At 70.2% G+C, this 24,376-nt stretch carries 24 protein-coding genes and 2 riboswitches; of the genes, 10 read left to right on the top strand and 14 right to left on the bottom strand.

Going from position 1 to position 24,376, the window contains the following annotated elements; genetic code table 11:
* Positions 1-347: 347 nt before the first annotated feature.
* A complete protein-coding gene (locus tag AC07C1_RS31305; RefSeq protein WP_478944456.1) occupies positions 348-1,334 on the bottom strand; it encodes a helix-turn-helix transcriptional regulator in 987 nt (328 codons plus the stop codon).
* 103 nt (positions 1,335-1,437) lie between these two features.
* Between AC07C1_RS31305 and AC07C1_RS31300 the strand changes: the two genes are divergently transcribed.
* Positions 1,438-2,037, top strand: coding sequence for a TIGR03086 family metal-binding protein (locus AC07C1_RS31300; protein WP_478944454.1), 600 nt, complete (start codon positions 1,438-1,440; stop codon positions 2,035-2,037).
* Here the strand turns inward: AC07C1_RS31300 and AC07C1_RS31295 are convergent.
* On the bottom strand, positions 2,024-2,884 hold the full coding sequence (locus AC07C1_RS31295) for a thioesterase family protein (RefSeq protein ID WP_478944452.1): 861 nt from the start codon (positions 2,882-2,884) through the stop codon (positions 2,024-2,026). The two genes, AC07C1_RS31300 and AC07C1_RS31295, sit on opposite strands and share 14 nt — an antisense overlap.
* Before the next feature lie 178 nt (positions 2,885-3,062).
* Between AC07C1_RS31295 and AC07C1_RS31290 the strand changes: the two genes are divergently transcribed.
* Positions 3,063-4,373, top strand: a complete 1,311-nt coding sequence (locus AC07C1_RS31290) for an alpha/beta hydrolase (protein WP_478944451.1) — start codon at positions 3,063-3,065, stop codon at positions 4,371-4,373.
* On the opposite strand, the gene AC07C1_RS31285 is transcribed toward AC07C1_RS31290, so the two are convergent.
* From AC07C1_RS31285 to AC07C1_RS31240, 10 genes are all read right to left on the bottom strand, one after another.
* A complete protein-coding gene (locus AC07C1_RS31285; protein ID WP_478944449.1) occupies positions 4,282-4,941 on the bottom strand; it encodes a trimeric intracellular cation channel family protein in 660 nt (219 codons plus the stop codon). The genes AC07C1_RS31290 and AC07C1_RS31285 overlap by 92 nt on opposite strands.
* A 47-nt stretch (positions 4,942-4,988) precedes the next feature.
* Positions 4,989-6,380: a M1 family metallopeptidase gene (locus AC07C1_RS31280; protein ID WP_478944447.1), complete on the bottom strand. Its 1,392-nt coding sequence runs from the start codon at positions 6,378-6,380 to the stop codon at positions 4,989-4,991.
* Between the two features lie 100 nt (positions 6,381-6,480).
* On the bottom strand, positions 6,481-8,145 hold the full coding sequence (locus AC07C1_RS31275) for an ABC transporter ATP-binding protein (protein ID WP_478944446.1): 1,665 nt from the start codon (positions 8,143-8,145) through the stop codon (positions 6,481-6,483).
* A complete protein-coding gene (locus AC07C1_RS31270; RefSeq protein WP_478944444.1) occupies positions 8,142-9,236 on the bottom strand; it encodes an ABC transporter ATP-binding protein in 1,095 nt (364 codons plus the stop codon). Before AC07C1_RS31270 ends, AC07C1_RS31275 begins: the two co-directional genes overlap by 4 nt.
* Positions 9,233-10,240, bottom strand: coding sequence for an ABC transporter permease (locus AC07C1_RS31265; protein WP_478944442.1), 1,008 nt, complete (start codon positions 10,238-10,240; stop codon positions 9,233-9,235). Before AC07C1_RS31265 ends, AC07C1_RS31270 begins: the two co-directional genes overlap by 4 nt.
* Before the next feature lie 72 nt (positions 10,241-10,312).
* Positions 10,313-12,064: an ABC transporter substrate-binding protein gene (locus AC07C1_RS31260; protein ID WP_478944440.1), complete on the bottom strand. Its 1,752-nt coding sequence runs from the start codon at positions 12,062-12,064 to the stop codon at positions 10,313-10,315.
* A gap of 55 nt (positions 12,065-12,119) precedes the next feature.
* Positions 12,120-13,118, bottom strand: coding sequence for an ABC transporter permease (locus tag AC07C1_RS31255; protein ID WP_478944438.1), 999 nt, complete (start codon positions 13,116-13,118; stop codon positions 12,120-12,122).
* A 351-nt stretch (positions 13,119-13,469) separates the two neighbouring features.
* Positions 13,470-14,249, bottom strand: a complete 780-nt coding sequence (locus AC07C1_RS31250) for an enhanced serine sensitivity protein SseB C-terminal domain-containing protein (protein ID WP_478944572.1) — start codon at positions 14,247-14,249, stop codon at positions 13,470-13,472.
* 171 nt (positions 14,250-14,420) lie between these two features.
* Positions 14,421-15,212, bottom strand: a complete 792-nt coding sequence (locus AC07C1_RS31245; protein ID WP_478944436.1) for an enhanced serine sensitivity protein SseB — start codon at positions 15,210-15,212, stop codon at positions 14,421-14,423.
* Between the two features lie 90 nt (positions 15,213-15,302).
* The gene (locus AC07C1_RS31240) at positions 15,303-15,992 is read right to left on the bottom strand and encodes an AAA family ATPase (RefSeq protein WP_478944434.1); all 690 of its coding nucleotides are present in this window, start codon (positions 15,990-15,992) and stop codon (positions 15,303-15,305) included.
* Between the two features lie 180 nt (positions 15,993-16,172).
* Positions 16,173-16,264, top strand: a riboswitch (glycine riboswitch).
* Positions 16,265-16,377, top strand: a riboswitch (glycine riboswitch).
* A gap of 39 nt (positions 16,378-16,416) precedes the next feature.
* Between AC07C1_RS31240 and gcvT the strand changes: the two genes are divergently transcribed.
* The 7 genes from gcvT (at position 16,417) to AC07C1_RS31205 (ending at position 22,971) form a co-directional block, all read left to right on the top strand.
* On the top strand, positions 16,417-17,544 hold the full coding sequence (gcvT, locus tag AC07C1_RS31235; protein ID WP_478944432.1) for a glycine cleavage system aminomethyltransferase GcvT: 1,128 nt from the start codon (positions 16,417-16,419) through the stop codon (positions 17,542-17,544).
* A gap of 115 nt (positions 17,545-17,659) precedes the next feature.
* The gene (gcvH, locus tag AC07C1_RS31230) at positions 17,660-18,037 is read left to right on the top strand and encodes a glycine cleavage system protein GcvH (protein WP_478944431.1); all 378 of its coding nucleotides are present in this window, start codon (positions 17,660-17,662) and stop codon (positions 18,035-18,037) included.
* Positions 18,038-18,051: 14 nt separating this feature from the next.
* On the top strand, positions 18,052-19,317 hold the full coding sequence (glyA, locus tag AC07C1_RS31225) for a serine hydroxymethyltransferase (protein WP_478944429.1): 1,266 nt from the start codon (positions 18,052-18,054) through the stop codon (positions 19,315-19,317).
* Between the two features lie 127 nt (positions 19,318-19,444).
* Positions 19,445-20,812, top strand: a complete 1,368-nt coding sequence (locus AC07C1_RS31220) for an L-serine ammonia-lyase (protein ID WP_478944427.1) — start codon at positions 19,445-19,447, stop codon at positions 20,810-20,812.
* 142 nt (positions 20,813-20,954) lie between these two features.
* Positions 20,955-21,170, top strand: coding sequence for a hypothetical protein (locus AC07C1_RS31215; protein WP_478944425.1), 216 nt, complete (start codon positions 20,955-20,957; stop codon positions 21,168-21,170).
* Between the two features lie 169 nt (positions 21,171-21,339).
* Positions 21,340-22,380 carry a Ca2+-dependent phosphoinositide-specific phospholipase C gene (locus tag AC07C1_RS31210; RefSeq protein WP_478944423.1) on the top strand — a complete coding sequence of 347 codons (1,041 nt, stop codon included), beginning with the start codon at positions 21,340-21,342 and terminating at the stop codon, positions 22,378-22,380.
* Positions 22,381-22,416: 36 nt separating this feature from the next.
* Entirely contained in the window at positions 22,417-22,971 is a 555-nt protein-coding gene (locus AC07C1_RS31205; RefSeq protein WP_478944421.1) for a glycoside hydrolase family 25 protein, read from the top strand.
* A 23-nt stretch (positions 22,972-22,994) separates the two neighbouring features.
* Here the strand turns inward: AC07C1_RS31205 and AC07C1_RS31200 are convergent, their stop codons facing one another.
* Positions 22,995-23,657: an NADPH-dependent F420 reductase gene (locus AC07C1_RS31200; protein WP_478944419.1), complete on the bottom strand. Its 663-nt coding sequence runs from the start codon at positions 23,655-23,657 to the stop codon at positions 22,995-22,997.
* Positions 23,658-23,824: 167 nt separating this feature from the next.
* Here AC07C1_RS31200 and AC07C1_RS31195 point away from each other — a divergent pair, with 167 nt between their 5' ends.
* Complete coding sequence (locus AC07C1_RS31195) at positions 23,825-23,950, top strand: hypothetical protein (protein WP_478944417.1); 126 nt, start codon at positions 23,825-23,827, stop codon at positions 23,948-23,950.
* A gap of 66 nt (positions 23,951-24,016) precedes the next feature.
* On the opposite strand, the gene AC07C1_RS31190 is transcribed toward AC07C1_RS31195, so the two are convergent.
* Complete coding sequence (locus AC07C1_RS31190) at positions 24,017-24,229, bottom strand: EF-hand domain-containing protein (protein WP_478944415.1); 213 nt, start codon at positions 24,227-24,229, stop codon at positions 24,017-24,019.
* Between the last annotated feature and the right edge of the window lie 147 nt (positions 24,230-24,376).

The raw sequence follows: 24,376 nt of genomic DNA, 5'->3' as shown, positions 1-24,376 counted from the left end.
CCGCCAGACGTGCCGCCGGACGTGCTCGGCGCGCCGATCGGCCCGGCCGCGGCGCTCCCCAGGGCGCGCCGGAGGGAGCCCACCGGACCGGCCGGACGCACCGCCCGCCGGTGTCCCACGTGCCGGTCGGCCCGGCCGTGGGCGCTCCCGAGGGCGCGCCGGAGGGAGCCCACCGGACCGGCCGGGCGCAGCGCCCGTCGGTGTTCCGGACGGCGGCGCCCGACAGGCCTGTGGCTGACCGGAGGCGCCGCTGACGGAGGAGGAGTCGCCTGAGCCGCAGACGGTAGGCGGCAGCGGGGACGCGGCCCGCAGGGCGACGGCAGAAGAAGACGGGCATGCGTCGGAGGTCAGCTCCCAGAACCGCGAGACGGGCTCGCCTCCTGGTACAGGGCCGTGACGGAGCGGGCGCCCGCCAGCAGTTCCGCGCGGGCCTCGGGCGGGTCGAGGATCTCCACCCGGTCGGAGAACGCGAGGAGTTGGCGCACCGCGCGCAGCACCGGGTACGACGGCCGGGCGGTGACCCAGGCGCTCTCGCCGTCGTCGTCGGGTGGGGCCGCCAGCTGTGAAGCGGCCATCCGCTGGAACATGTCGAGATACTCGCGCCGGACCCGCACGGTGACCTCGATCCCGTCCTCCCTCTCCTCCACCTGGCGGCGCAGCACCTTCCAGACATCGGCGAGTTCGGCTCCGTCGCGACGCCGTACGGGCTCGTCCAGCAGCCGGGCCGAGCCCACCCGGTCGGCGCGGAACAGCCGCGGTGCGCCGCGCCGGTCGGCGACCAGGTACCAGACGCCGGCCTTGGCGACCAGGCCGTACGGGTCCACGGTGTACGTCCGCAGCTCCCGTTCCCCGCTGTGCCGGTAGCGCAGTCTCAGCCGCCGGTCGGAGAAGACCGCGTCCTGCAGCACCTGTAGGTCGACGGTCTGCTGCGGGCCGCTCTTCCAGCGGGTGGCGTCGACCAGGATGCGGCGGCTGGTCACCTCGGCGGCGGGGCGGTGCGGCGCCGGCAGCGCGGCCATCACCTTGCGCAGGGCCGAGCCGAGGGCCGCGTCGAGGCCGAGTGCGGCGTGGGCGCCCTGGGCGGCCAGGATGAACAGGGCGCGGGACTCGTCGGCGGTCAGCCCGGTGACGTCCGTGCGGAAACCGGCGAGGAGTTCGATGCCACCGTGCCGGCCGCGCTCGGCGTAGACCGGGACGCCGGAGGCCGACAGCGCCTCGATGTCCCGGTAGATGGTGCGGACCGACACCTCGAGCCGGTCGGCGAGTTCGTGGGCGGGGACGCGGCCCCGGGTCTGCAGGAGCAGCAGGATCGACAGCAGCCGGTCTGACTTCACGCCCCCAGGATCCCGCCGTCGCCGTGTCCGCGCAAATGTTGACGGAAGTTGTCAGGTTATCCCGGGAACCTCGTCGTACCGACCACCGACGGAGAGGTACACCATGACCACCACCGGCTTCACCGACCCGCGCCCCGTCTACGCCCGCGCCACCGAGCAGGCGGCGGCCCTCATCAAGACGGTGCGACCCGAGCAGCTCGACGGCCCGACGCCCTGTACGGAGTTCGACGTACGGGCCCTGCTGAGCCACGTCGTCGGCGGCACCCGGCGCATCGCGGTCGTCGGCGAGGGCGGCGACGGGCTCGCCGTGCGCCCGATCGCCGAGGGTGTCGAGGACGACGGCTGGGCGGCGGCCTACGACGAGGTACGGGTCCGCGTCCTGAAGGCGTGGGAGGGCGACGAGCGGATGACGGCCCCTGTGCGCGTGCCCTGGGGTGAGGTCCCCGGCCACGCGGCGCTCTCGGGTTACGTGATGGAGATCGTCACGCACACCTGGGACCTCGCCGAGGCCCTCGGCCACCCGCACGAACTCGACTCCGCGCTCGCCGAGTTCGCGCTCGCCACCGCCCGCCGGGTGCTGCCCGACTCCCGGCCGCGCGACGAGGAGACGCCCTTCGACGCCCGCCGGGAGACCCCCGAAGAGGCGGGCTCCTACGAGCAGCTGGCGGCCTGGACGGGCCGCGCGCCGCTCATCCGAGCCTGACCCGGGCGAGCTGACGGGACTGGGCGACCAGGCGGTCCTCGCTGTCCCAGACCTCGGCGTCCTCCTCCAGGAAGCCGCCGGCCAGGTTGCGGGTGGTGATCGACACACGCAGTGGGCCGGGGGCCGGCCGGTGGCGGACGTGGACGGTGAGTTCGACCGTGGGCACCCAGCCCTTGAGGCCGATCTCGAAGGCGGTGGGCGGAAGCGCGTCCACGGCCAGGAGCAGCGACAGCGGGTCGGCGTCGCGGCCGTCGGCGAGGCCGAACCAGGCGCGCATCTCGCCCTTGCCGGAGGGTGCGCCGAGCGCCCAGCCGAGGGTGGCGGGATCCAGCTTGAGCATCAGCCGGTCGGTGATGGCCGAGCTCCCGGGGATCGGGGCAGGAGAGTCGTCGGGGCCGAAGCACTGGTCCGGCGGCGGGATCGCGGGCGGGGCGGCCGTCGTACGGACGTCGTCGGGGAGGGTGGCGAGGTCGCCGTAGGAGGCGAGGACGCGGATGCGTTCGACCTCGTTGCCCTCGTCGTCGAACTGGAAGAGCGAGGCCTGGCCGGTGGAGAGGGTGCGGCCGGTGCGGACCGTCTCTGTTCGGATGACCGCCGGACCCGGCTGGGAGGCGGTCAGGTAGTGCGCGGAGATGGTGAAGGGGTCCGGGTGCGGGAGGGTGTCCGCGAGGGCCCGGCCGAGCACGGCCAGCAGATAGCCGCCGTTGACGGCGTTGATGATGGTCCAGCCGGCCGAGAGGTCGATGTCGTAGACACCGGTTGCGCGCCGGGTGACCGCCGTGTCACGGTCGAACTCGCTGTCGCCGATCACGGCCCGCGTGGCAGGGGCGGAAGCTGCTTCTGGCATGGATGAACGGTACAACAGGAAATTACTAAGCGGTAGCTTTTTGCGGAACCGACCACATGGCCGGATCCGGCGCGGCCGATCGGCCCGATGGCGGCCTGCGGGCGAGGTCCCGGCAATTTCTCGGTAAGTGTCAGGACACGTCCACAACCCGGGACCCGGGATCGCCCTCTATGGGGACATGAGCCTCACCGGGACGCCGTTCCTCTACACGGCCATCGTGCTGTCCGTGGCCGCCCTCATCCTGCCACTCGTCCTGTGGTCGCGGATGCGCGGGCCCAGGCCCCTGCGGATGGCGGCGCGGGTGCTGATGCTGCTGTTCGCCCAGGGCACGGCCGTCACACTGGTCTTCGTCCTGGTCAACAACCAGAACAACCTGTACGACGACTGGGCCGACCTGCTCGGAACCGGCAACCACGTCCAGCAGGCCGCGGACCTCGGCCGGGACGGCACCGGCGGGATCTCGGTGAAACGATTGCCCAAGGTCGAGCAGACCTTCACGGCGGCCGACGGGCCCGGCATGCGCGCGGCCGGCGGAGTGCGGGTCACCCAGCTCAAGGGCCGCGTCTCGGGCGTGAACGCGGAGGTCTACGTCTGGCTGCCGCCGCAGTACGACGACCCGGCCTACCGGCACAGGAAGTTCCCGGTGGTGGAGCTGCTGCCGGGCTACCCCGGTTCGGCCAAGGCGTGGTTCGGGGCGATGAAGGCCCACGAGCAGCTGCTGCCGCTGATGAGGAGCGGGCAGGTGGCGCCGTTCATCCTGGTCGCCCCGCGCACCAACCTGCTGGCCGGCGTCGACACCGGCTGCGCCAACGTCACGGGCCAGGTCAACGCCGACAGCTGGCTCAGCATCGACGTGCCCAAGATGGTCATGGACAACTTCCGGGCCCAGCCGGCGCCGCGGGGCTGGGCGGTGGCCGGGTACTCGGCGGGCGCGCACTGCGCGGTCAAGCTGGCCGTGGCCCACCCCGACCGCTACCGGGCGGCGGTGAGCATGTCCGGCTACAACGACCCGATCGGCGAGCGCGGTTCGCTGGCCGCGCAGAACCCCGCGCTGCGCGCCGAGAACAATCCCTACCTACTGCTGAAGAAGGCGGCCGTACCGCCCCGGATCGCGCTGTACGTGTCCGGCGAGCCGGGCGACGGCTACCAGGCGGGTGTGGCCCTGGAGTCCGTCGCCAAGGCGCCGACGACCGTGCACGTGGTGTTCCTGCCGCGCAGCGCGGGCGGTCACACCATGGCGCTGTGGCGGCCGCAGGTCCCGGCGGCCTTCCGCTGGCTGACCCTGCAGACGGGCCGGAACCACGCCGAGGGACGGGACCGCTCCCCGACCGGCGCCACCGGTTCCCTCACCAGGACCGCAGCCGGATCCACGGGGACCGCGGCCGGATCCACCGGGTCTACTCCTCGGTCACGGTCGAACGGCGGTTCCAGGCGCGCGGCGCTCGCCAGTGGAACCGCATCGCGAGCAGCCGCAGCACGAAAGCCGTGACGACCGCGAGCCCGCTGGTGAGCGGGGACAGGGCGTCGTAGCGGATGCACAGAGCGACCATCGTGGCGCCGACGATCGCTGGGACCGCGTACAGATCGCGGTCCCAGCGCAGCAGGGACGGGACCTCGTTGGCGAGCACGTCCCGCAGCACACCGCCGCCGACGGCGGTGGCGAGGCCCAGGGTGGCGGACGCGGTCGGGTTGAGGCCGTAGGAGTACGCCTTCGTCGTACCGCTGACGCAGAACAGGCCGAGGCCGGCCGCGTCGAAGACGAGCACCGCCGCCTGGATGCGCTCCACGTGCGGGTGCAGGAAGAAGACGACGAGCGTGGCGAGCAACGGGGTGAGGAAGAACCCGAGGTCGGTGAAGGCGGCCGGGGGGACGGCCCCGATGACCAGGTCGCGGAACAGCCCTCCGCCCAGCGCGGTGACCTCGGCGAGGACGGCGATGCCGAAGACGTCGAAGTTCTTCCGGACGGCCAGCAGCGCGCCGGAGATCGCGAACACGAAGATGCCGATGACATCGAGCGTGTGCTGGACGGAGGGACTGAAGAGTTGCTGGAGCTGCACCCTGACATTCTCACCCGTCGGAGTGCCTGAACCTTACAAAGCCAGGCCTACAGGGCAGGTTTCCCTGTTGTGAAGAGCCAGGCGCCGAACAGGTCGTCCAGCTGCTGACCACTGATGTGCTCGGCGAGCCGGATGAAGTCGGCGGTCTTCGCGTTGCCGTACCGGTGGAGCTTCGTCCAGGCGGGCAGCAGCCTGAAGAAGGCGGTGTCGCCGATCCGCTCGCGCAGCGCCTGGAGCGTCATCGCGCCGCGTTGGTAGACGGCGGACGCGAACATCGTGTCCCGCTGCGGGTCGGCCACCTTGATCTGCCAGAAGGCGGAGTCGGCGGGGCGGGAGTCGTAACCGGCCCGGAAGGAGTCGTGCGCCGAGCGGGTGCCCTGGTGTTCCGCCCACAGCCACTGGGCGTAGGTGGCGAAGCCCTCGTTGAGCCAGATGTCCTTCCACCGCGCCACGCTCACCGAGTCGCCGAACCACTGGTGGGCCAGCTCGTGCACGATGGTCGTCTCGTTGCGCACGGCCGAGTAGGCGGGCTTGCTCTGCACCTCCAGCGAGAACCCGGCCTCGGGCATGTCGTCGACGATCGCGCCTGTCTCCTCGAAGGGGTACGGCCCGAAGACCTGCGACCAGTAGTCGGTGGCGGCGGCGGTGACGGCGTACACGTCGACGCTGTTGCTGTTCTTCAGTACGGGGTCGATGGCGACGTAGATCGGAGTGCCGCCAGGGGTCCGCCCGGTGCGCACGTCGAACTTCCCGATGGTCGCGGTCGCCAGGTACGTGGCCATGGGCCTGCGCTCGCGCCAGTGGGTGTATGTCGAACCGCCCTTGTCGTACGTCGACAGGAGCCGGCCGTTGGAGACGGCGGTCAGCCCCTTGGGTGCCTTGATCCGGATGTTGTAGGTGGCCTTGTCGGCGGGGTGGTCGCTGGACGGGAACCAGGTGGAGGCGGCGTTTGGCTCGCAGGCGACGAAGACACCGTCGCCGGTCTTCATCCAGCCGTACTTCGAACCGAAGACGATGGGGCCGCCGAGGGGTTCGGGAACGCCGCCGTAGGTGACGGAGACGGTGAAGTCGCGGCCCTTGGGCAGGGTTGTGCGTGGGGTGACGGTGATCTCGTCGCCGTCGCGGGTGAACCGGGCGCGTCTGCCGTTGACTTCGACCTTGGTGATCTGCAGCTGCTGCAGGTCGAGGTCGAAGGAGGAGAGCTTCTGGGTGGCGCGGGCCGTGAGCGTCGTGCGGCCGTCCAGGCGGCCGGTGTCCGGGGCGTAGGCGATGTCCAGGTCGTAATGGCGGGCGTCGAAACCGCCGTTGCCCAGCTGCGGGAAGTAGGGGTCGCCGATGCCGGGGGCGCCCGGGGTCGGGGCGGCGGAGGCGGAGATGACGAGGAAGGAGGCCGCCGCGGTGGCGAGCGAGCCGAAACGTGCCGAACGGGAGAGTGCCATGAGTCGTCCCTTTCGAGCGTGTGCCGATCAGTGGTCGGACACGGACGACTCTGCACTCTCCCGCTCAGGCATGTACATGACTTTGCCCAGTCGTCATGTGCTACTTGCCGGTTGACTCCTGGGAGTCGGTCCCGGCCCGGCGCGCCGTCTCCTCGGCGACGGCCTCCGGCTCCTCGGAGGGGGCGTCGGTGGCGCCGCCGGTGGCGGCGGTGGGCTCCTCGGCCGGACCGTCGGCCGCGGGCACGGCCTTCTCGGTCGAGACCTTCGCACCGGGACCGGTCTTCTCGCCGGAGGCCGCCGCCTCTTCCGACGCCGCATCCTCGGACACGGCCGGCGCTTCCGGAGCCCCCGCCGTCTCAGAAGCCGCTGCCTCTTCCGACGCCGCTGCCTCTTCCGACGCCGACGCCTCCTCGGACACGGCCACCGCCTCAGAAGCCGCCGCTGCCTCAGAAGCCGCTGCCGCTCCCGATGCCGCCTCCTCGGAAACCGCCGCGTCCTCCGACGCCGCCTCCGCAGAAACCGCCGCCTCTTCCGACGCCACCTCCGCAGAAACCGCCGCGTCCTCCGACGCCGCCTCCGCAGAAACCGCCGCCTCCTCGGACACCGGCTTCTCGTCCGCCGCCGAACCGCCGGAGGCATCCGGCACCAGTTCCGACGCCGCCTTCGCCGCCGCCAGCAGGACCGTGTCCTGCGGTGCCTGATCGGCGAAGTTCTCCGGGTGGTGGCAGGCGACCCGCTGACCCGGCCTCAGCTCCACGAGCTGCGGCTCGGTCGTCTTGCAGATCTGCGTCGCCTTCCAGCACCGGGTGTGGAAGCGGCAGCCGGAGGGCGGGGCGATGGGCGAGGGCACGTCGCCGCGGAGCAGGATGCGCTCGCTCTTGACGCCCCGGCGCTTCGTGTCCGGCACCGGCACGGCCGACATCAGCGCCTTGGTGTACGGGTGCATCGGCGCCTCGTACAGCGAGGTGCGGTCGGCCAGTTCGACGATCTTCCCGAGGTACATCACCGCGATCCGGTCCGAGACGTGCCGGACGACGGACAGGTCGTGCGCGATGATCACATAGGTGAGGCCGAGTTCCTGCTGGAGGTCGTCCATGAGGTTGACGACCTGCGCCTGGATCGACACGTCCAGCGCGGAGACCGGCTCGTCCGCCACCACCAGCTTCGGCTTCAGGGCGAGCGCGCGGGCGATGCCGATGCGCTGGCGCTGACCGCCGGAGAACTCGTGCGGGTAGCGGTTGTAGTGCTCGGGGCTCAGACCGACCAGTTCGAGAAGCCGCTGGACCTCCTTCTTGACCCCGCCTTCCGGCTCCACGCCCTGGAGCCGGAAGGGCGCCGAGACGATCGAGCCGATGGTGTGACGGGGGTTCAGGGAGCCGTAGGGGTCCTGGAAGATCATCTGGATGTCGCGGCGCAGCGGACGCATCTGACCGGCCGACAGCCGGGTGATGTCCTGGCCCTCGAAGGTGATCTTCCCGCCGGTCGGGTCCTGCAGCCGGGTGATGACCCGCCCCATGGTCGACTTGCCGCAGCCCGACTCGCCGACCACGCCCAGGGTCTCGCCCTTGCGCACCTCGAAGTCGATGCCGTCGACGGCCTTCACGGCCCCGACCTGGCGCTGGAGGATGCCCTTCTTGATCGGGAAGTGCTTGGTCAGGCCCTCGACCCTGAGCAGCACCTCGCGCTCCGCCGGGGCGTCCTCGGGGGCCGGCGCCTGCTGCGGGATCACGGCCGCGGCCTCATCCGTCTTCTTGGTCTCACTCACAGCTTCGGCGCAATCTCTTCGGTCCAGATCCGCTCACGGTCCTCGGCCGGGAGGTGGCAGGCGGACCAGTGCCCGGTGCTCACCTGCTCCAGCTCGGGGCGCACCGTGCGGGTGACGTTCCCCTTGGGGATGTCCGCGTACGGGCAGCGCGGGTGGAAGGCGCAGCCCGAGGGGACGTTGATGAGGCTCGGCGGCTGGCCCTTGACGGGGATGAGCCGTTCGGAGGTCTCGCGGTCGATGCGGGGCATCGAGCCGAGCAGGCCCCAGGTGTAGGGGTGCTGCGGCTGCTCGAAGACCTCGTCGGCCGGACCGCGCTCGATGCACCGGCCGCCGTACATCACGAGGACGTCGTCGGCGATCTCGGCGACCACACCGAGGTCGTGCGTGATCATGACGACCGCGGAGCCGAACTCCTTCTGCAGGTCCCGGATCAGGTCGAGGATCTGCGCCTGGACGGTCACGTCGAGGGCGGTGGTCGGCTCGTCCGCGATGAGCAGCTCGGGGTTGTTCACCAGCGCCATGGCGATCATGGCGCGCTGGCGCATACCGCCGGAGAACTCGTGCGGGTAGCCGTCGACCCGCTTGGCGGGCTCGGGGATGCCGACGCGGTCGAGCATCTCGATGGCGCGCTTGCGGGCGACCTTCTTGCTGACGTCGTGGTGCACCCGGTAGGCCTCGACGATCTGCTCGCCGATCTTGTAGTACGGGTGCATCGCGGACAGCGGGTCCTGGAAGATCATCGCCATCTCGCGGCCGCGGAGCTTGCGCACCTCGTCCGGGGCGGCGGCGACCAGTTCCTTGCCGTCGAGCCAGATCTCGCCGGACATCCGCACGTTCTTGCCGCGCGCGCCGAGCCGGTGCAGGCCCATGATGGCCAGCGAGGTGACCGACTTGCCGGAGCCGGACTCACCGACGATGGCGAGGGTCTTGCCCTTCTCCAGCGAGAAGCTCAGCCCGTCGACGGACTTGACCACACCGTCGTCGGTCGGGAAGTGCACCTTGAGGTCGCGGACCTCGAGGAAGGCTTCGGGCGCCTTGCGGGTGGAGGTGGGCTCGCCCACCGCGGCGCCGGTCTTGGAGAGTTCGGTCACGAGAGCCTCACCCGCGGGTCGGCGGCGGCGTAGAGCACGTCCACCAGGAGATTTGCGAAGACGACGAAGAAGGCGGCGAGCAGGGTCACGCCGAGGATCTTGGGCAGGTCGTTGTCGGTGATGCCCTGCACCGCGTACTGGCCGATGCCGGGCAGCGAGAACACCGACTCCGTGATCACGGCACCGCCCAGCAGCAGGCCGATGTCCATGCCGAAGACCGTGATGATCGGGGTGAGGGCGGCGCGCAGTCCGTGCCGGGTGACGACGGTGCGCTCCCGCAGGCCCTTCGCGCGGGCCGTGCGGATGAAGTCCTCGTTCATCGTCTCCAGCATGCCCGAGCGGGTGAGCCGCGCGTAGATGGCGGAGTACAGCAGGGCCAGCGAACACCACGCCGGGAAGAGGGTGTTGGCCCACTGCGAGGGGTTCTCGGTGAACGGGACGTAGGTCTTGCCGAAGATCGGCCACTGGTATTCGAAGAGCAGGATCGCCAGGTTGCCCGTGAAGAACATGGGCAGCGAGACGCCGGTGAGCGCGATGCCCATGAAGCCCCGGTCGAGTACCGAGCGTGGCTTCAGCGCGGAGATGACACCGGCCACGACACCCGAGACCAACCACAGGACGGCGGCACCCACGGCCAGCGAGAGGGTGATCGGAAGACGTGAGGTGAGCTCCGGCCAGACCGCCTGGTGGTTCTTGAAGGAGTAGCCGAAGCAGGGCGCGTCGCAGTGCACCGTGGTGGGGCCGAGGTCGTAGGTGGCGCCGGCCACGATCCCCTTGATGAAGTGCCAGTACTGGACGTAGACGGGCTGGTCCAGACCGAGGTTGTGCTTGACGGCGGCGATGTCCGCCGGCGACGGGCTCTTGCCGATGTACTGCTGCGCCAGCTGGTCCGCTGTCTGGCCGACGAGCCGCGGCAGCAGGAAGAAGATGGCGAAGGTGACCGCGGAGACGACCAGCAACAGGATCACTGCCGCGAACGTCCGGCGGAGGATGTACGAGATCACGGGGACCGGCGCTGGTGCCCGCGGGCCGCGAAGCCCGCGGGCACCAATGCCTTCACCTGCCTTCCGGGGCTGCTACTTCGACGCGACGCCGATGTTGAGGTAGTCGTACTGACCGCTGAAGGCCGCCGTGGAAACCAGGTTGGTGTAGTTCTGCGGGCGGGCGAGCAGGACCTTGAAGTAGGTCAGCGGGACGAGGACGGCATCGTCCATGGTCTTCTTGTCGATCTGCGTGTAGAGGCTGTTGCGCTCGGTGTTGTCCTGGGTACCGATCGCCTTGCCCAGCAGGGCGTTGACGTCCTTGTTGTCGTACTGCGACAGGTTGGTGTTGCCGGACTGGCTGATCGCCTTGCCGTTCAGGATCTGCTGCAGGAAGCCGTAGCCGGAGGGCCAGTCGGCGCCCCACTGCATCATCTCCAGGCCGATGTTCTGCTTCTTGGTGAACTTCGGCACACCCGCGTAGTCGGTGAAGTACTTGCCGGACGGGTACTGCTTGAGGGTGGCGTTGATGCCGACCGTCTTCAGCGAGTTGATGATCGCCGTGGCGGCGTCGATCTCCTGCGGACGGTCCGAGCGGGCCGAGATGTTCGTCGAGATCGACGACTTGCCGCAGGCCTTCAGCTGCTCCTTGGCCTTGGCGACGTCACCCTTGTTGCCCTTGCTGGCGTAGACGTCGGACTTCTCGTAGCCCGGGATGTCCGGCGGCAGGACCGTGGAGGCGATGTCACCGCGGATCGGGCCGCCCTCGGCGGTCTGCACCGAGACCTTGTCGATCGCGTACTGCACGGCCTTGCGGCACTCGACCTTGTCGAACGGCTTCACCTGGGTGTTGATCGCCATGTAGACCAGACGGCCACCGTAGGTGTTGTCCGTGTTGGCCTTCTTGTCGGCGTCGGTGAGCACCTTGGCCTGCGTGGAGGCCTGGACACCCGTACCGGCCAGGTCGATCGCGTCGCCGGCCAGGACGTCCTGGTCGATGGTCTCCGGGTTGACCTTCAGCTTGACGACGATCTTGTTCGGCAGCTGCTTGCGCAGCGGGTCGGTCTTCGCGTCCCACTTGTCGTTGCGCACCAGGACGGCCTGCTTGCCGTCCTCGTAGCTCTGGAACTTGTACGAGCCCGAGGAGATGATGTGCTTGACGTAGTCGACGCCCGTGTCCTTCGCCTGGGGCACCGGGGCCGTCTGCGGGGCGGCGACCAGGTAGTCGAACTCCTGGAAGGCCTGCTTCAGGTGGAAGACGACCGTGGTGTCGTCCGGCGTCTCGATGGAGGACAGGCCCTTGGCGCTCTTGTCCTTGTACGGGCCCTTGTACTTGTCGCCGTCGGCCATGAACTGCTGGAAGTAGTTCGGGCCGAGGGAGAGCACGTCACGCGCGAAGTTGGAGCGCTCGACGGCGTACTTCACGTCCTTCGAGGAGATCGGCGAGCCGTCCTCGTACTTCAGGCCCGAACGCAGCTTGTACGTCCAGGTCTTGCCGCCGTCGCTCGGGACGCCCTTGCTCGCCGCGAGGTCCGGGACGAGGGTGTTGCCCTTCTCGCCCGCGCCGGGCTGGAAGGTCATCAGCGGGCGGGCCCACAGCCGGCTGAGGTTGTACATGTAGGCGTAGTACGTGTTGCCCGGGTCGAACGAGTCCGGGACGTCGGACAGCTCGTAGGTGAGCGTGCCGCCCTTCTTGTCGGACGCGTTGACGACGCCCTTGGTCGCGGCGTTGGCCCCGGCCGACTTGGTGCCGTTCTCGTTCTTGTTGTCATCGGCCTTGCTGCAGCCTGCGAGAAGCAGGCTGACGGAGCCGATGGCCGCGATCGCGGCCAGCGCTGACCTTCGCATGATGGGCGCTTTCCCCTCCATTGTTGGAAAATTTTCGGGCTCTCGGCGGCCGGTGTCAGCGGCTGCGCGGGTCGAGAGCATCGCGGAGACCGTCACCGAGCAGGTTGAACGCCAGGACGGTCACGAAGATGGCGAGACCGGGGACGATCATGAACTCGGGGTCGACCTGGTAGTAGGTGACCGCTTCGCGGAGCATGCCGCCCCAGGATGCCTGCGGGGGCTGGATGCCGACGCCGAGGTAGCTCAGGGACGCCTCGAAGAGGATGTTGGTCGGGATGAGCAGCGTCGAGTAGACGATGATCGGGCCGACCAGGTTGGGCATCAGCTCCCGGAACAGGATGTACGGGGCCCTGGCGCCCATGCCCCGGGAGGCGTCGACGAACTCGCGCTCGCGCAGGGCGAGGGTCTGGCCTCGCACGATCCGGCCCAGATAGGGCCAGTTGAAGAAGCCGATGACGAAGATGAGCACGCTCAGGTGGAGCGGCAGTCCGTTGAGGCCGAACGCGCCGCCCTGCAGGGTGGCGGAGATGGCGATGGCGAACAGCAGGAGGGGGAAGGCGAGGAAGGTGTCCATCAGCCGGCTGATGATCGAGTCGACCCGGCCGCCGTAGTAGCCCGCGATGACGCCCATGATCGCGCCGATCACGTTGGACAGGATCGTCGCGCCGAAGGCGACCACCAGCGACACCCAGGAGCCCTCCAGGACACGGGTGGCGATGTCACGGCCGAACTTCGGGTCCACGCCGAGCGGGTGGTCCAGGCTCATGCCGCCCCAACCGCCCTTCGGCAGCGAGGTGTCGGGAGTGATCAGGTCCTGGTTGAAGGCGTTCGGGTCGAGGCCGAGCAGGGCCTGCAGCGGGCGCGAGAGGATCGCGAGGGCGATCAGCAGGATCACGATGACGCCGCCGACGACGGCGACTCTGTCCTTCTTGAACCGGGTCCAGGCGATCCGGCCCAGGGAACGACCCTCGATCTGCCCCTTCCCGGCACCCTCCAGCACAGCCTCCGGCTGTGCCTCGGCTGCCGCCCCGGTGGTCTCGATCGGTGCGGTCACGGTGAGCGACCCCTCTCGCCGGTGGTGACCGGCCTGCGCCTGCCGCGGATTGCGGCTTTGTCGACTTGCCATCGATCAGGAGGTCTCGACCTCCTGTCTGAGTCGCGAGTCTTCAGCGTCGTCGTGATCACCCGCCAGAGTTGACGGCGAAAGTATGCGCAACCGTGATGCAGTGCAGGGGATTCCGTTATCCGAACAGTGGGTAACGGCCCTCGGACGCGGGCCAGTTGGGACAAGACGGTGAATTCCACTCAGTTCGGGACGTACCGTCCATGTCTACGCGCGAAGAAGTACGTCACCTGTCCAGATTCCGCGCTCGCCCTCAAGGGACGTGGCGCGGGGTGAAGTTGCTCAGTAGCCGCCGCGCACCGGAGGGTAGCCGTAGCCGGCGGCCGGGGCCTGCGACGGGGACGGGGCCTGAAGCTGGGGCGGGGCCGCGTGGGCCTCGCGGTCGTAGAAGGGGCGGGCGTTGACCCGCATCCACATCACCACCGGGTCGTGGTCGTCGGTCATCGCGACCGTCGACACCGGCAGCCCTTCCGGGACCGCCCCGACCGACTGCTGCATCATGGCGCGCACCGAGTCGACCGCGGCGGGAGAGGTGTCGTACACGTCCAGGCCGAGGGCGAGATACGGCTCCCCGAGCGCCGGCTGCACCCAGGCCCGGCGCAGCGAACGCAGGGCCGGGGTGCGATGGGCGTTCTGCGCGAGCAGGGCGTAGAACTGCGGGATCTCGATGCCGGGTTCGGTGAGCCGGAGCGGGCCGGCGGGCTGGCGGTCCAGGCCGGTGGCGATGCGGCGCAGGTCCAGCCAGGGAATGCCGACGCCGCCGCCCTGGGCGTGCGGATTGAGCCAGAGGCCGTAGCGGTCCGGGTAGAGGGTGCGGGCCACGCCGAGTCCGTCGACCACCTCGTACGACCGGTTCCAGCCGCTTGCCGAAAGCTCCTGGGCGGAGGTCACACAGGGGGCGTAGTGGAAGCCGTCGACCTCCATGTCGCCGTACTGGGCGTCCGGGGAACCGGCCTGGCCGTGCCACAGAAGCATCCAGATCTGGCCCGAGGACGGGGTGGCGAGGGCGCGCAGCAGGGCCTCGTAGGCGTCGTAGCGTCCGGGCGTGACCTGGCGCAGCATGTGCTCGACGCTGCCGCTGTGGCTCGCGCTCACCTGTCGTACCGGCCCTTCTGGGAGTTCCCCGCGTTTTGGGGACAGCTTAAGCGCCTGGTGGCTCGGGGCCCTCGTGTTCGTGCGCGGGTGCGGGGGCGTCGTGGCTCGTCGCGCAGTTCCCCGCACCCCTGCGAGATTTCACTGCCCGTGCTGGTAGAAGGGCCGGACGTTGTGTTTCAGCCAGTCACACACCGGGTCCTGGGCGACGTCGAGCAGGACCAGGTTGACCGGCCACTTGACCGGGACTTTGCCGAGCGCCCTGCCCAGGGCCTCCAGCGGCAGGGCCCGCAGGTCTCCCTCCCACCGGGAGAGTTCGACACCCACGAACATCACCGGGTCGGCCGTCTCGACGGCGGCGAGGCAGCGGCGGGCGGTAAGGACCACGCCGGTCCCTGCGAACTCGGCGGAGGCGGCGGAGAGGAAGTCGACCGGGTCGTCCTGCCAGTCGGGCTCGAAGAGACGGACCCGGCCACCGGTGCCGGGGCCGTCGAGCGGGGTGCGGCCCGCGCGGCACAGCTCGGCCACCGCCTCGGGCGGCAGCGGGACGCCGACCACGCCGCCGGGGTTCACGGCCAGGCCCGCCTGCGGGGGCAGGCCCTGTGCGAACTCCACGGCGGGGGCGATGGTGTACGACATGTGGGAGCCGGCCGCCTGGCGGAACTGTTCCTCGGAGCTGAACACCGGGACGTATGCCTGGCCGCCGATGTCCATCGTGGGCAGGTCGAGCGGGCCGCTGTCCGGGCCTCCGCCGTTGGGCAGGGGTATCCACAGAAAGCTCCGGCCGAGGACCTCGATGATCCGGCCGCCCGCGGAGGGAACGCCGAGGGAGGCCGAGAGCACCTCCTCCAGCTCGTTGCCGGGCCAACCGCCGTGCGGGTGGGGGTGCGCCTGTGCCGGGAAGTCCGCGGGAATGTCCGCCGGGAAGTCCATCTGCCTACCGCCTGCTGGGAACCACTGGTGTGAGCAAGAAGGCTAGCGGGTGGCTGTGACAGCGTCCGGTGCCCGTGCCCGGTGACGTGCTCAGCCGGAGAAGGCCATGCGGTGCAGAGTGTCCGCCGCGGCCCGGTCCAGCAGGACCGCCGAGCCGCAGCCCGCCGGCAGTTCGCCCCGCTCGACCGCGCCGAGCAGCCGGGCGGTCGTACGGCGGTGGCGGCGGAAGGCATAGCGGGAGACGCCCCGGCCGCGCTCGCGCTGTCCCGCGCGGGCGGTCTCGGGGGTGACGTCGAGCAGCAGCAGATGCAGGGTGCCGCCGCGGCGGCGGGCCTCGCGGGCGAGCCACGCGCGCACCCAGGCCTGGGTGCCGCAGTCGTGCACGACGACACCCTCCTCGGTGCGCAGCGCGCGGCGCAGTCCGGCGTAGTGCGCGAGGCGGACCAGGGGGCGGTAGAGCGCGTACGGCAGGCCACGGGGCACGCGGGCCGCGAAGCGGTCGCGGGCGTCCTGGGAGTCGATGCGGCGGCCGGAGACCGAGCGGTCCATCAGCGTGGACTTGCCGCTGCCGGGCAGGCCGGTGACCACGACGACGTCACGGGGGCCGAAGACCAGGGCGCGAGGGCCGCGGCCGGCCCGGTCGCGCAGATCGCGGACGACCGGGACGGGGTGCTTCGCGCAGTGCTCGCGAGCGGGGGCGGAGGGCTGCTGCGGCACCGCGACGCCGGTCGTGGTGGCGGTGGCGGTGGCGGTGGCGGCATACGCCGGGGTCCTCTTCACCGTGATCGTCCTCCCCCTGTTGGCTCGGTCATACCCATGCCCGCTGTATGTAAAGAGAAGGTAATGGGACAGGGTCGGCTGTTCGGTGCGCGTACGGCCACAGGTCGGTTACAGATGCGGGCCCTGACGGGCGGGGGCGCGGCGTGCAATGATGGCCCCGCCAACTGCATACCGGCCGCTTGAATCCGCGCGGGAGAGTCCCCAGCCACTGGGGCGCCGAAGGAGCAAGTCCCTCCCTTGAATCTCTCAGGCCCCGTTACCGCGCGGGCGAGGCACATCTGAAAAGCGGGCCGCTGTGACAGTGGCTCCACCCAAGGTGCAAGCCGTGGTCGTCCCTGTGACGGTCATGGCGAACCTCTCAGGTTCCGATGACAGATGGGGAGGAACGTTCCTCGCCCGTCATGCCCTGGGAGACGACCGACCGATGAGCAGTACCGAACCCATTGAGCCGCGCCACACCGCCCTGGACGCGCTGCATCGCTCGCTCGGTGCGACGATGACCGACTTCGCCGGCTGGGACATGCCCCTGCGCTACGGCTCCGAGCGCGACGAGCACCTCGCGGTGCGGACCAAGGCCGGCCTGTTCGACCTCTCCCACATGGGCGAGATCACCGTCACCGGCGCCGAGGCGGCCGCCTTCCTGAACTTCGCCCTGGTCGGCAACATCGCCTCCGTCGGCGTCGGCCGCGCCCGCTACACCATGATCTGCCAGGCCGACGGCGGCATCCTGGACGACCTCATCGTCTACCGGCTGGCCGAGACCGAGTACATGGTCGTGGCCAACGCCTCCAACGCCCAGGTGGTGCTGGACGCGCTGAGCGAGCGCGCCGCCGGCTTCGACGCCGAGGTGCGCGACGACCGTGACGCGTACGCGCTGATCGCGGTCCAGGGTCCGGAGTCCCCCGGCATCCTGAAGTCGCTCACGGACGCCGACCTGGACGGCCTGAAGTACTACGCCGGCCTGCCCGGTACCGTCGCCGGCGTCCCCGCGCTGATCGCCCGTACCGGCTACACCGGCGAGGACGGCTTCGAGCTGTTCGTGAAGCCGGAGCACGCCGTGGAGCTGTGGCAGGCGCTGACCAAGGCGGGCGAGGGCGTCGGCCTGGTCCCGTGCGGCCTGTCGTGCCGGGACACGCTGCGCCTGGAGGCGGGCATGCCGCTGTACGGGCACGAGCTGACCACGGAGCTGACCCCCTTCGACGCCGGTCTCGGCCGGGTGGTCAAGTTCGAGAAGGAGGGCGACTTCGTGGGGCGCGAGGCGCTCGCCGAGGCCGCTGAGCGCGCCGCTTCCGAGCCTCCCCGGGTCCTGGTCGGCCTGGCCGCCGAGGGCCGCCGGGTGCCGCGCGCCGGGTACCCCGTCGTCGCGGGCGGCCAGGTGATCGGCGAGGTCACCTCCGGCGCCCCCTCCCCCACCCTGGGCAAGCCGATCGCCATGGCCTACGTCGACGCGGCCCACGCCGCTCCTGGTAGCGAGGGCGTCGGTGTGGACATCCGGGGCAGCCACGAGCCGTACGAGGTCGTGGCGCTGCCGTTCTACAAGCGCCAGAAGTAGACACTGGGCGCGGAACGTCCCGAGGACGTGACCGTGCGCACTTCCCCCTGCTCACGAGCAGCTCCAGCAGTCCCCCCTTCACCAGCACTCCCGCGCGTACAGGAGAATTCAGGCCATGAGCAACCCCCAGCAGCTGCGCTACAGCAAGGAGCACGAGTGGCTGTCGGCCGCCGAGGACGGCGTCGCGACGGTCGGCATCACCGAGTTCGCGGCCAACGCGCTCGGCGATGTGGTCTACGCCCAGCTCCCCGAGGTCGGCTCCACCGTCGAGGCGGGCGAGACCTGCGGTGAGCTGGAGTCGACGAAGTCGGTCTCCGACCTGTACTCGCCGGTCACCGGCGAGATCACCGACATCAACGAGGACGTCGTCAACGACCCGTCGCTGGTGAACTCCGTCCCCTTCGAGGGCGGCTGGCTGTTCAAGGTACGCGTCACCCAGGAGCCGGCCGACCTGCTCTCCGCGGACGAGTACGCCGCCCACATCGCCGGCTGAGGAGTCGTAGCCCCATGACTGTCCTGAACACGCCCCTGCACGAGCTGGACCCGGAGATCGCCGCCGCGGTCGACGCCGAGCTGAACCGCCAGCAGTCCACTCTGGAGATGATCGCCTCCGAGAACTTCGCGCCGCTCGCGGTGATGGAGGCGCAGGGCTCGGTCCTCACCAACAAGTACGCCGAGGGCTACCCGGGCCGCCGCTACTACGGCGGCTGCGAGCACGTCGACGTCGCCGAGCAGATCGCCATCGACCGGATCAAGGAGCTGTTCGGCGCCGAGTACGCCAATGTGCAGCCCCACTCCGGCGCGTCCGCGAACCAGGCGGCCCTGTTCGCGCTGGCCCAGCCCGGGGACACCATCCTCGGCCTGGACCTGGCGCACGGCGGCCACCTGACCCACGGGATGCGGCTGAACTTCTCCGGCAAGCAGTTCGACGTGGTCGCCTACCACGTGGACGCCGAGACCGGCCTGGTCGACATGGCCGAGGTCGAGCGGCTCGCCAAGGAGCACCGCCCGAAGGTGATCATCGCGGGCTGGTCGGCGTACCCCCGCCAGCTGGACTTCGCCGAGTTCCGCCGGATCGCCGACGAGGTCGAGGCGTACCTGTGGGTCGACATGGCGCACTTCGCGGGCCTGGTCGCCGCCGGTCTCCACCCGAACCCGGTCGAGCACGCGGACGTGGTCACCTCCACGACCCACAAGACCCTCGGCGGCCCGCGCGGCGGCATCATCCTCGCGAAGAAGGACTTCGCGAAGAAGCTGAACTCGTCCGTCTTCCCGGGCTTCCAGGGCGGCCCCCTGGAGCACGTGATCGCGGCCAAGGCGGTCTCCTTCAAGGTCGCGGCGAGCGAGGACTTCAAGGAGCGCCAGCGCCGTACGGTGGAGGGCGCGCGCATCCTCGCCGAGCGCCTCACGGCGCCCGACGCCCGCGAGGCCGGCGTGAACGTCCTGTCCGGCGGCACCGACGTGCACCTGATCCTGGTGGACCTGCGTGCGTCCGAGCTGGACGGGCAGCAGGCCGAGGACCGCCTCCACGAGGTGGGCATCACGGTCAACCGCAACGCCGTCCCGAACGACCCGCGGCCGCCGATGGTCACCTCGGGTCTGCGCATCGGCACCCCCGCCCTCGCGACCCGCGGCTTCACGGCCGAGGACTTCGCCGAGGTCGCGGACGTGATCGCCGAGGCGCTGAAGCCGTCCTACGACGCGCAGGCCCTGAAGGCCCGTGTGAAGGCGCTCGCCGACAAGCACCCGCTGTACGCGGCTCTGAACAAGTAGGTCGCCTTCGCGGGGCATCGCGCACACTGGAACCCGAAAGGTGTGCGCGATGTCCCGCCGGTGCTCACCCCCGCACCACCACACCCCCTCCGCACCACCCCGCACCACCCTGCATTGAGGAGTCACCGTGGCCATCTCGGTCTTCGACCTGTTCTCGATCGGCATCGGCCCGTCCAGCTCCCACACGGTCGGCCCGATGCGCGCGGCGCGCATCTTCGCCCGCCGGCTGCGCAACGAGGACCTGCTCGGCTCCGTCGCCTCGGTGCGCTGCGAGCTGTACGGCTCGCTCGGCGCGACCGGCCACGGTCACGGCACACCCAAGGCGGTCCTGCTGGGCCTGGAGGGCGCCTCGCCGCGCACGGTGGACGTCGAAACGGCCGACCAGCGGGTGGAAACGATTCAGCAGGCCGGACGCCTGAATCTCCTCGGCGAGCACGAGATCCCCTTCTCCTTCGACGACGACCTGATCCTGCACCGCCGCAAGGCCCTGCCCTACCACGCCAACGGCATGACGATCTGGGCGTACGACGCCCAGGGCGCCGAACTGCTCTCGAAGACCTACTACTCGGTCGGCGGCGGCTTCGTCGTGGACGAGGACGCGGTGGGCGCGGACCGCATCAAGCTGGACGACACGGTCCTGAAGTACCCCTTCCGCACGGGCGACGAGCTGCTGCGCCTCACGAAGGAGACCGGCCTGTCGATCTCCTCCCTCATGCTGGAGAACGAGCGGGCCTGGCGCACGGAGGAGGAGATCCGGGCGGGCCTGCTGGAGATCTGGCGCGTGATGCGCGAGTGCGTGCGGCGCGGCATGTCGCGCGAGGGCATCCTGCCCGGCGGCCTGAAGGTCCGCCGCCGCGCGGCCGTCTCGGCCCGCCAGCTGCGCGCCGAGGGCGATCCGCTGGCGCACGCGATGGAGTGGATCACGCTCTACGCGATGGCGGTGAACGAGGAGAACGCGGCCGGCGGCCGAGTCGTCACCGCCCCCACGAACGGCGCGGCGGGCATCATCCCGGCGGTGCTGCACTACTACATCAACTTCGTGCCCGGCGCCGACGAGGACGGTGTCGTCCGCTTCCTGCTCGCCGCGGGCGCGATCGGCATGCTCTTCAAGGAGAACGCCTCCATCTCCGGCGCCGAGGTCGGCTGCCAGGGCGAGGTCGGCTCCGCCTGCTCCATGGCGGCCGGCGCGCTGGCGGAGGTCCTGGGCGGCTCCCCCGAGCAGGTCGAGAACGCGGCCGAGATCGGCATGGAGCACAACCTGGGCCTGACCTGCGACCCGGTCGGCGGCCTCGTCCAGATCCCGTGCATCGAGCGCAACGGCATGGCCGCGGTGAAGGCGGTCACGGCCGCGAAGATGGCGATGCGCGGCGACGGCTCCCACAAGGTGTCGCTGGACAAGGTCATCAAGACCATGAAGGACACGGGCGCGGACATGTCCGTGAAGTACAAGGAGACGGCGCGCGGGGGTCTGGCGGTCAACATCATCGAATGCTGAGCGGATACGCCGCGCCTTCGCGGGCGCGCGAAGCGGCGGCCCCGCCGGGAGGACCGGCGGGGCCGCCGCTGTCACGAGCGTCTGCCCGGTGTCAGCCCTCCTGCGTCCCGTCAGGGATCTTCTGACAGGAACGGCCACGTCGATGACGCCACCACCCGATGACCCCGTAGCGGTCCGGCTGATCGCCATCCTCAACAGGTCTTCGATCCCGTCGACGATGCTCTCGCCGACGCCGCTGCCGATGATGCCGCCCACGACTCCGCCGACGACCCCGTCCATGGCGTTCCCCGGCTCCGTCGCCGATGTCCACGTCCATCCGCGGACGCTGTCGGCGAGCGAGGCCGGCGCACTGCGCTGACGCACGACCACCGACACGGGCCCCCGCCGCTTCCGAGCAGAAGCGGCGGGGGCCCGCCCGCGTCCGCGGCGGGATCGCCGGAGACCGATGTTCCTCCAGGGGCTACCGCGCGGTAACCGCTCGGCCCTACGCTGCGGCCAACTCGGCTTCGGCGAAAGGGAGTTCAGGGATGTCCAGGGTTCGTGCGGTGAGACGGTCGGCGGCGCTCACGGGGGCTGCCGCTTTACTGGTGGTGCTGCCGGGGAACGCCCACGCGGCGTCGGCGAAGTTCTCCGAGACGACGGCGATCGGCACGCACAACGCGTACGACAGGGCCAAGTACGCCTACTTCGCCCAGGCGCTGGACTCGGGCGCCTCGCTGCTCGAGCTGGACGTGTACGTCGACAGCATCAGCCACCGCTGGCGGGTCAGCCACAGCAACCCGCTGGGCGACGACAACAACTGCGAGGCCGCCAAGACCCCGGGCGAGCTGTACAGCAAGAGCCGCAATCAGGACCTGGGCAGCTGCCTGGACAACATCGCCGCCTGGAACCAGCTCCACCCCGACCACGCGCCGATCGTCTTCAAGGTCGAGATGAAGGTGGGCTTCAACGACAAGGCCGGCCTCGGACCGGACGAGTTCGACACGCTCGTCGCGCAGAAGCTGGGCAGCAGCGTGTACAAGCCGGCCGACCTGCTGGGCGGGACGCACTCCTCCCTCGACGCCGCCGCCAAGGCGAACGCCTGGCCCGCCCGCGACTCCCTGAAGGGCAAGTTCCTCTTCGATCTGATCCCGGGCACGGTGGAGCAGTCCAACCCGTTCGACCACTACTGGACGGACGAGGAGTACGGGGACCATCTGCGCGACCTGTACGCGGCCGGCAACATCTCGGCCGCCCAGGCCTTCCCCGCCGTGCTCGGCGCCGGGAACGGCGATCCGCGCGGCAGTCGCTACGACGCCTCGATCCGGCCCTGGTTCGTCTTCTTCGACGGTGACGCGGCCACCTACGTCAACAACGGCTACGACACCTCGTTCTACTCCACGAACCACTACGTGCTCATCATGACGGACGCCCACAACGTGTCCCCCGCCATCTCCGCCACCAGCCCGACGGACGCCGAAGTCGCCTCCCGGCTCACCCTGCTGGCCAAGAACCACGCGAGTCTCATCACCTCGGACTGGGCCGCGAAGCCGGCGCCCGTGCTGAGTTCGGTGACCACCCGAGGCTGAGGTTCCGGCTGCCGCCGGAGGGGGCACAACTCCAGCATGCTGCACGGCATCGACGTAAGCGCCTTCCAGTCCTCCGCGTACGACACGGACGGCCTCTCCTTCGTCTTCATCAAGGCGACGGAGGGCCGTTCGTACGTCAATCCCCGGCTCACCGCCCAGACGAAGACCGCCCGCGACGCCGGACTGGTCGTCGGCTTCTACCACTTCGTGTGGCCCGGCAACATCACCGCCCAGGCCGAGTACTTCGTCCGCCACGCCCCGGACCGCCCCGGTGACCTCCTCGCCCTCGACTGGGAGACGACCGGTGACGGCACGCACGCGAGCAACGCGGAGAAGGACCGCTTCATCCGCAAGGTGAAGGAGCTACGGCCCGGCAACCGTGTCCTGCTGTACGCGAACCGGGACTTCTGGCTGAACGTCGACACGACCTCCTACGCCGGCGACGGCCTGTGGATCGCCGACTACGTCACCGCGGGCAAGCCCCGCATCAAGGCGAAGTGGCTGTTCCACCAGTACACCAGCCGGCCCCGTGACAAGGACGTGGCCCACTTCGCGGACAAGGACGACCTGCGCGGGTGGGCCACCCCCTGAGCCCCGCCGGCGAGCGGGCGAGGTCAGGCCCGGAAGTCCGCCGGGCGTTCCGGGGAGGCCGCCGCGAGGGCCTTCTTGACACCCTCGGTGCCTTCCCGGAGGCCGTAGACCGGGGTGCCGGGCTGCTGGTGCCAGGAGTCGTCGATGCCGCCGGCGTCGACGGTGTCGAAGCCCAGTTCGTCGATCAGGTCGCGGACGACCCGCTTGGCCGCCTCGTCGTCGCCGGCGACCGGGAGGGCGATGCGCTCGGGGTCACCCGCGGGGCGGGGGCGCTCCAGGATGTCCTGGGCGTAGGTGCCGTTGAAGGCCTTGATCACCGGATGCCCGAGGTGCCGTTCGGTCCAGCGGCTCTCGGTGAGGCCCTCGTCCTCGATGGCCGCGATCCGGCCGTCGCGCTGCTGCGGGTAGTAGTTGCCGGTGTCGATCACCGCGGCACCCTCGGCCGCGCCGTCCAGCACGCCGGCGGGGAGTCCCGGTACCGCCTTCAGGGGGACGGTGACGACCACGACCTGGGCGCCGTTGGCCGCGTCCTGCACGCGGACCGGGGTCGCGCCGGTTTCCTCGGCCAGTTCCTTGAGCGTTTCGGGGCCGCGCGAGTTGGCCACGGAGACGTCGTGCCCGAGAGCGGTGAGCCGCCGGGTGAGGTTGCCGCCGATGTTGCCCGCGCCGATGATGCCGATCTTCATGACACGCCCTTCGGAGAAGCGGTGCATGCATGTGCATGCGTCTGTACGGTGGGCAACCCGGCGGGGCGGGGATGTATTCCGCGGCTGCGCAATCGGGCGGGTTCGGGTCGGCGAAGTCAGCGGCCTCCTCCTCGCCCTCATGGGGGGCTCACTCGCAGGACGGGCTGGTGCTGGCCTCGGGACCGGTCGAGACGGTCCTCACCGGCGACCAGGTCGGCACATGCTTCGACCTGCCGCTGGCACTGGAGCGGCTGGAGGGCCGCTGGAGCGTGCGGACCCGGCGGGCGGTGTGACGGCATGACGAAGGGGGTGCCCTCCCCGTCGGATTCTCGCGGACAGGGCACCCCCTTACGGGCAGGTCACTTGCTCAGGTGGGCCCAGAACTCGTCGAACGACAGGACCTTGTCGCCGTTGAGGTCACGCGACTTGATGATGGCCTCCGCCACCGTCTCGGTGACGTTCCAGTCACCACCCTGAGCCAGGGCGGACCTGAACTCCGCGGCGGTGATGAATCCGTCACCATCCGCGTCGATCCGCTGGAACTGCTTGCGTGCTTCCTCGATGTCCGCCACCGATCCGCCCCTTTTGGTCGTGTTCTCATGCCGTGCTGGCGTACTGACGCAGGTCAGATTAACGGCCCGGCCAGGCAATTTATCACCGCCGGAGCACCCCCTCGCCGGGCCATGGCGCGGGCCGGCTCACCGAGTCTGCGAGTCTGG

Source organism: Streptomyces sp. NPDC045022, from assembly GCF_056432605.1.
This window is presented reverse-complemented; position numbering and strand designations above follow the sequence as displayed.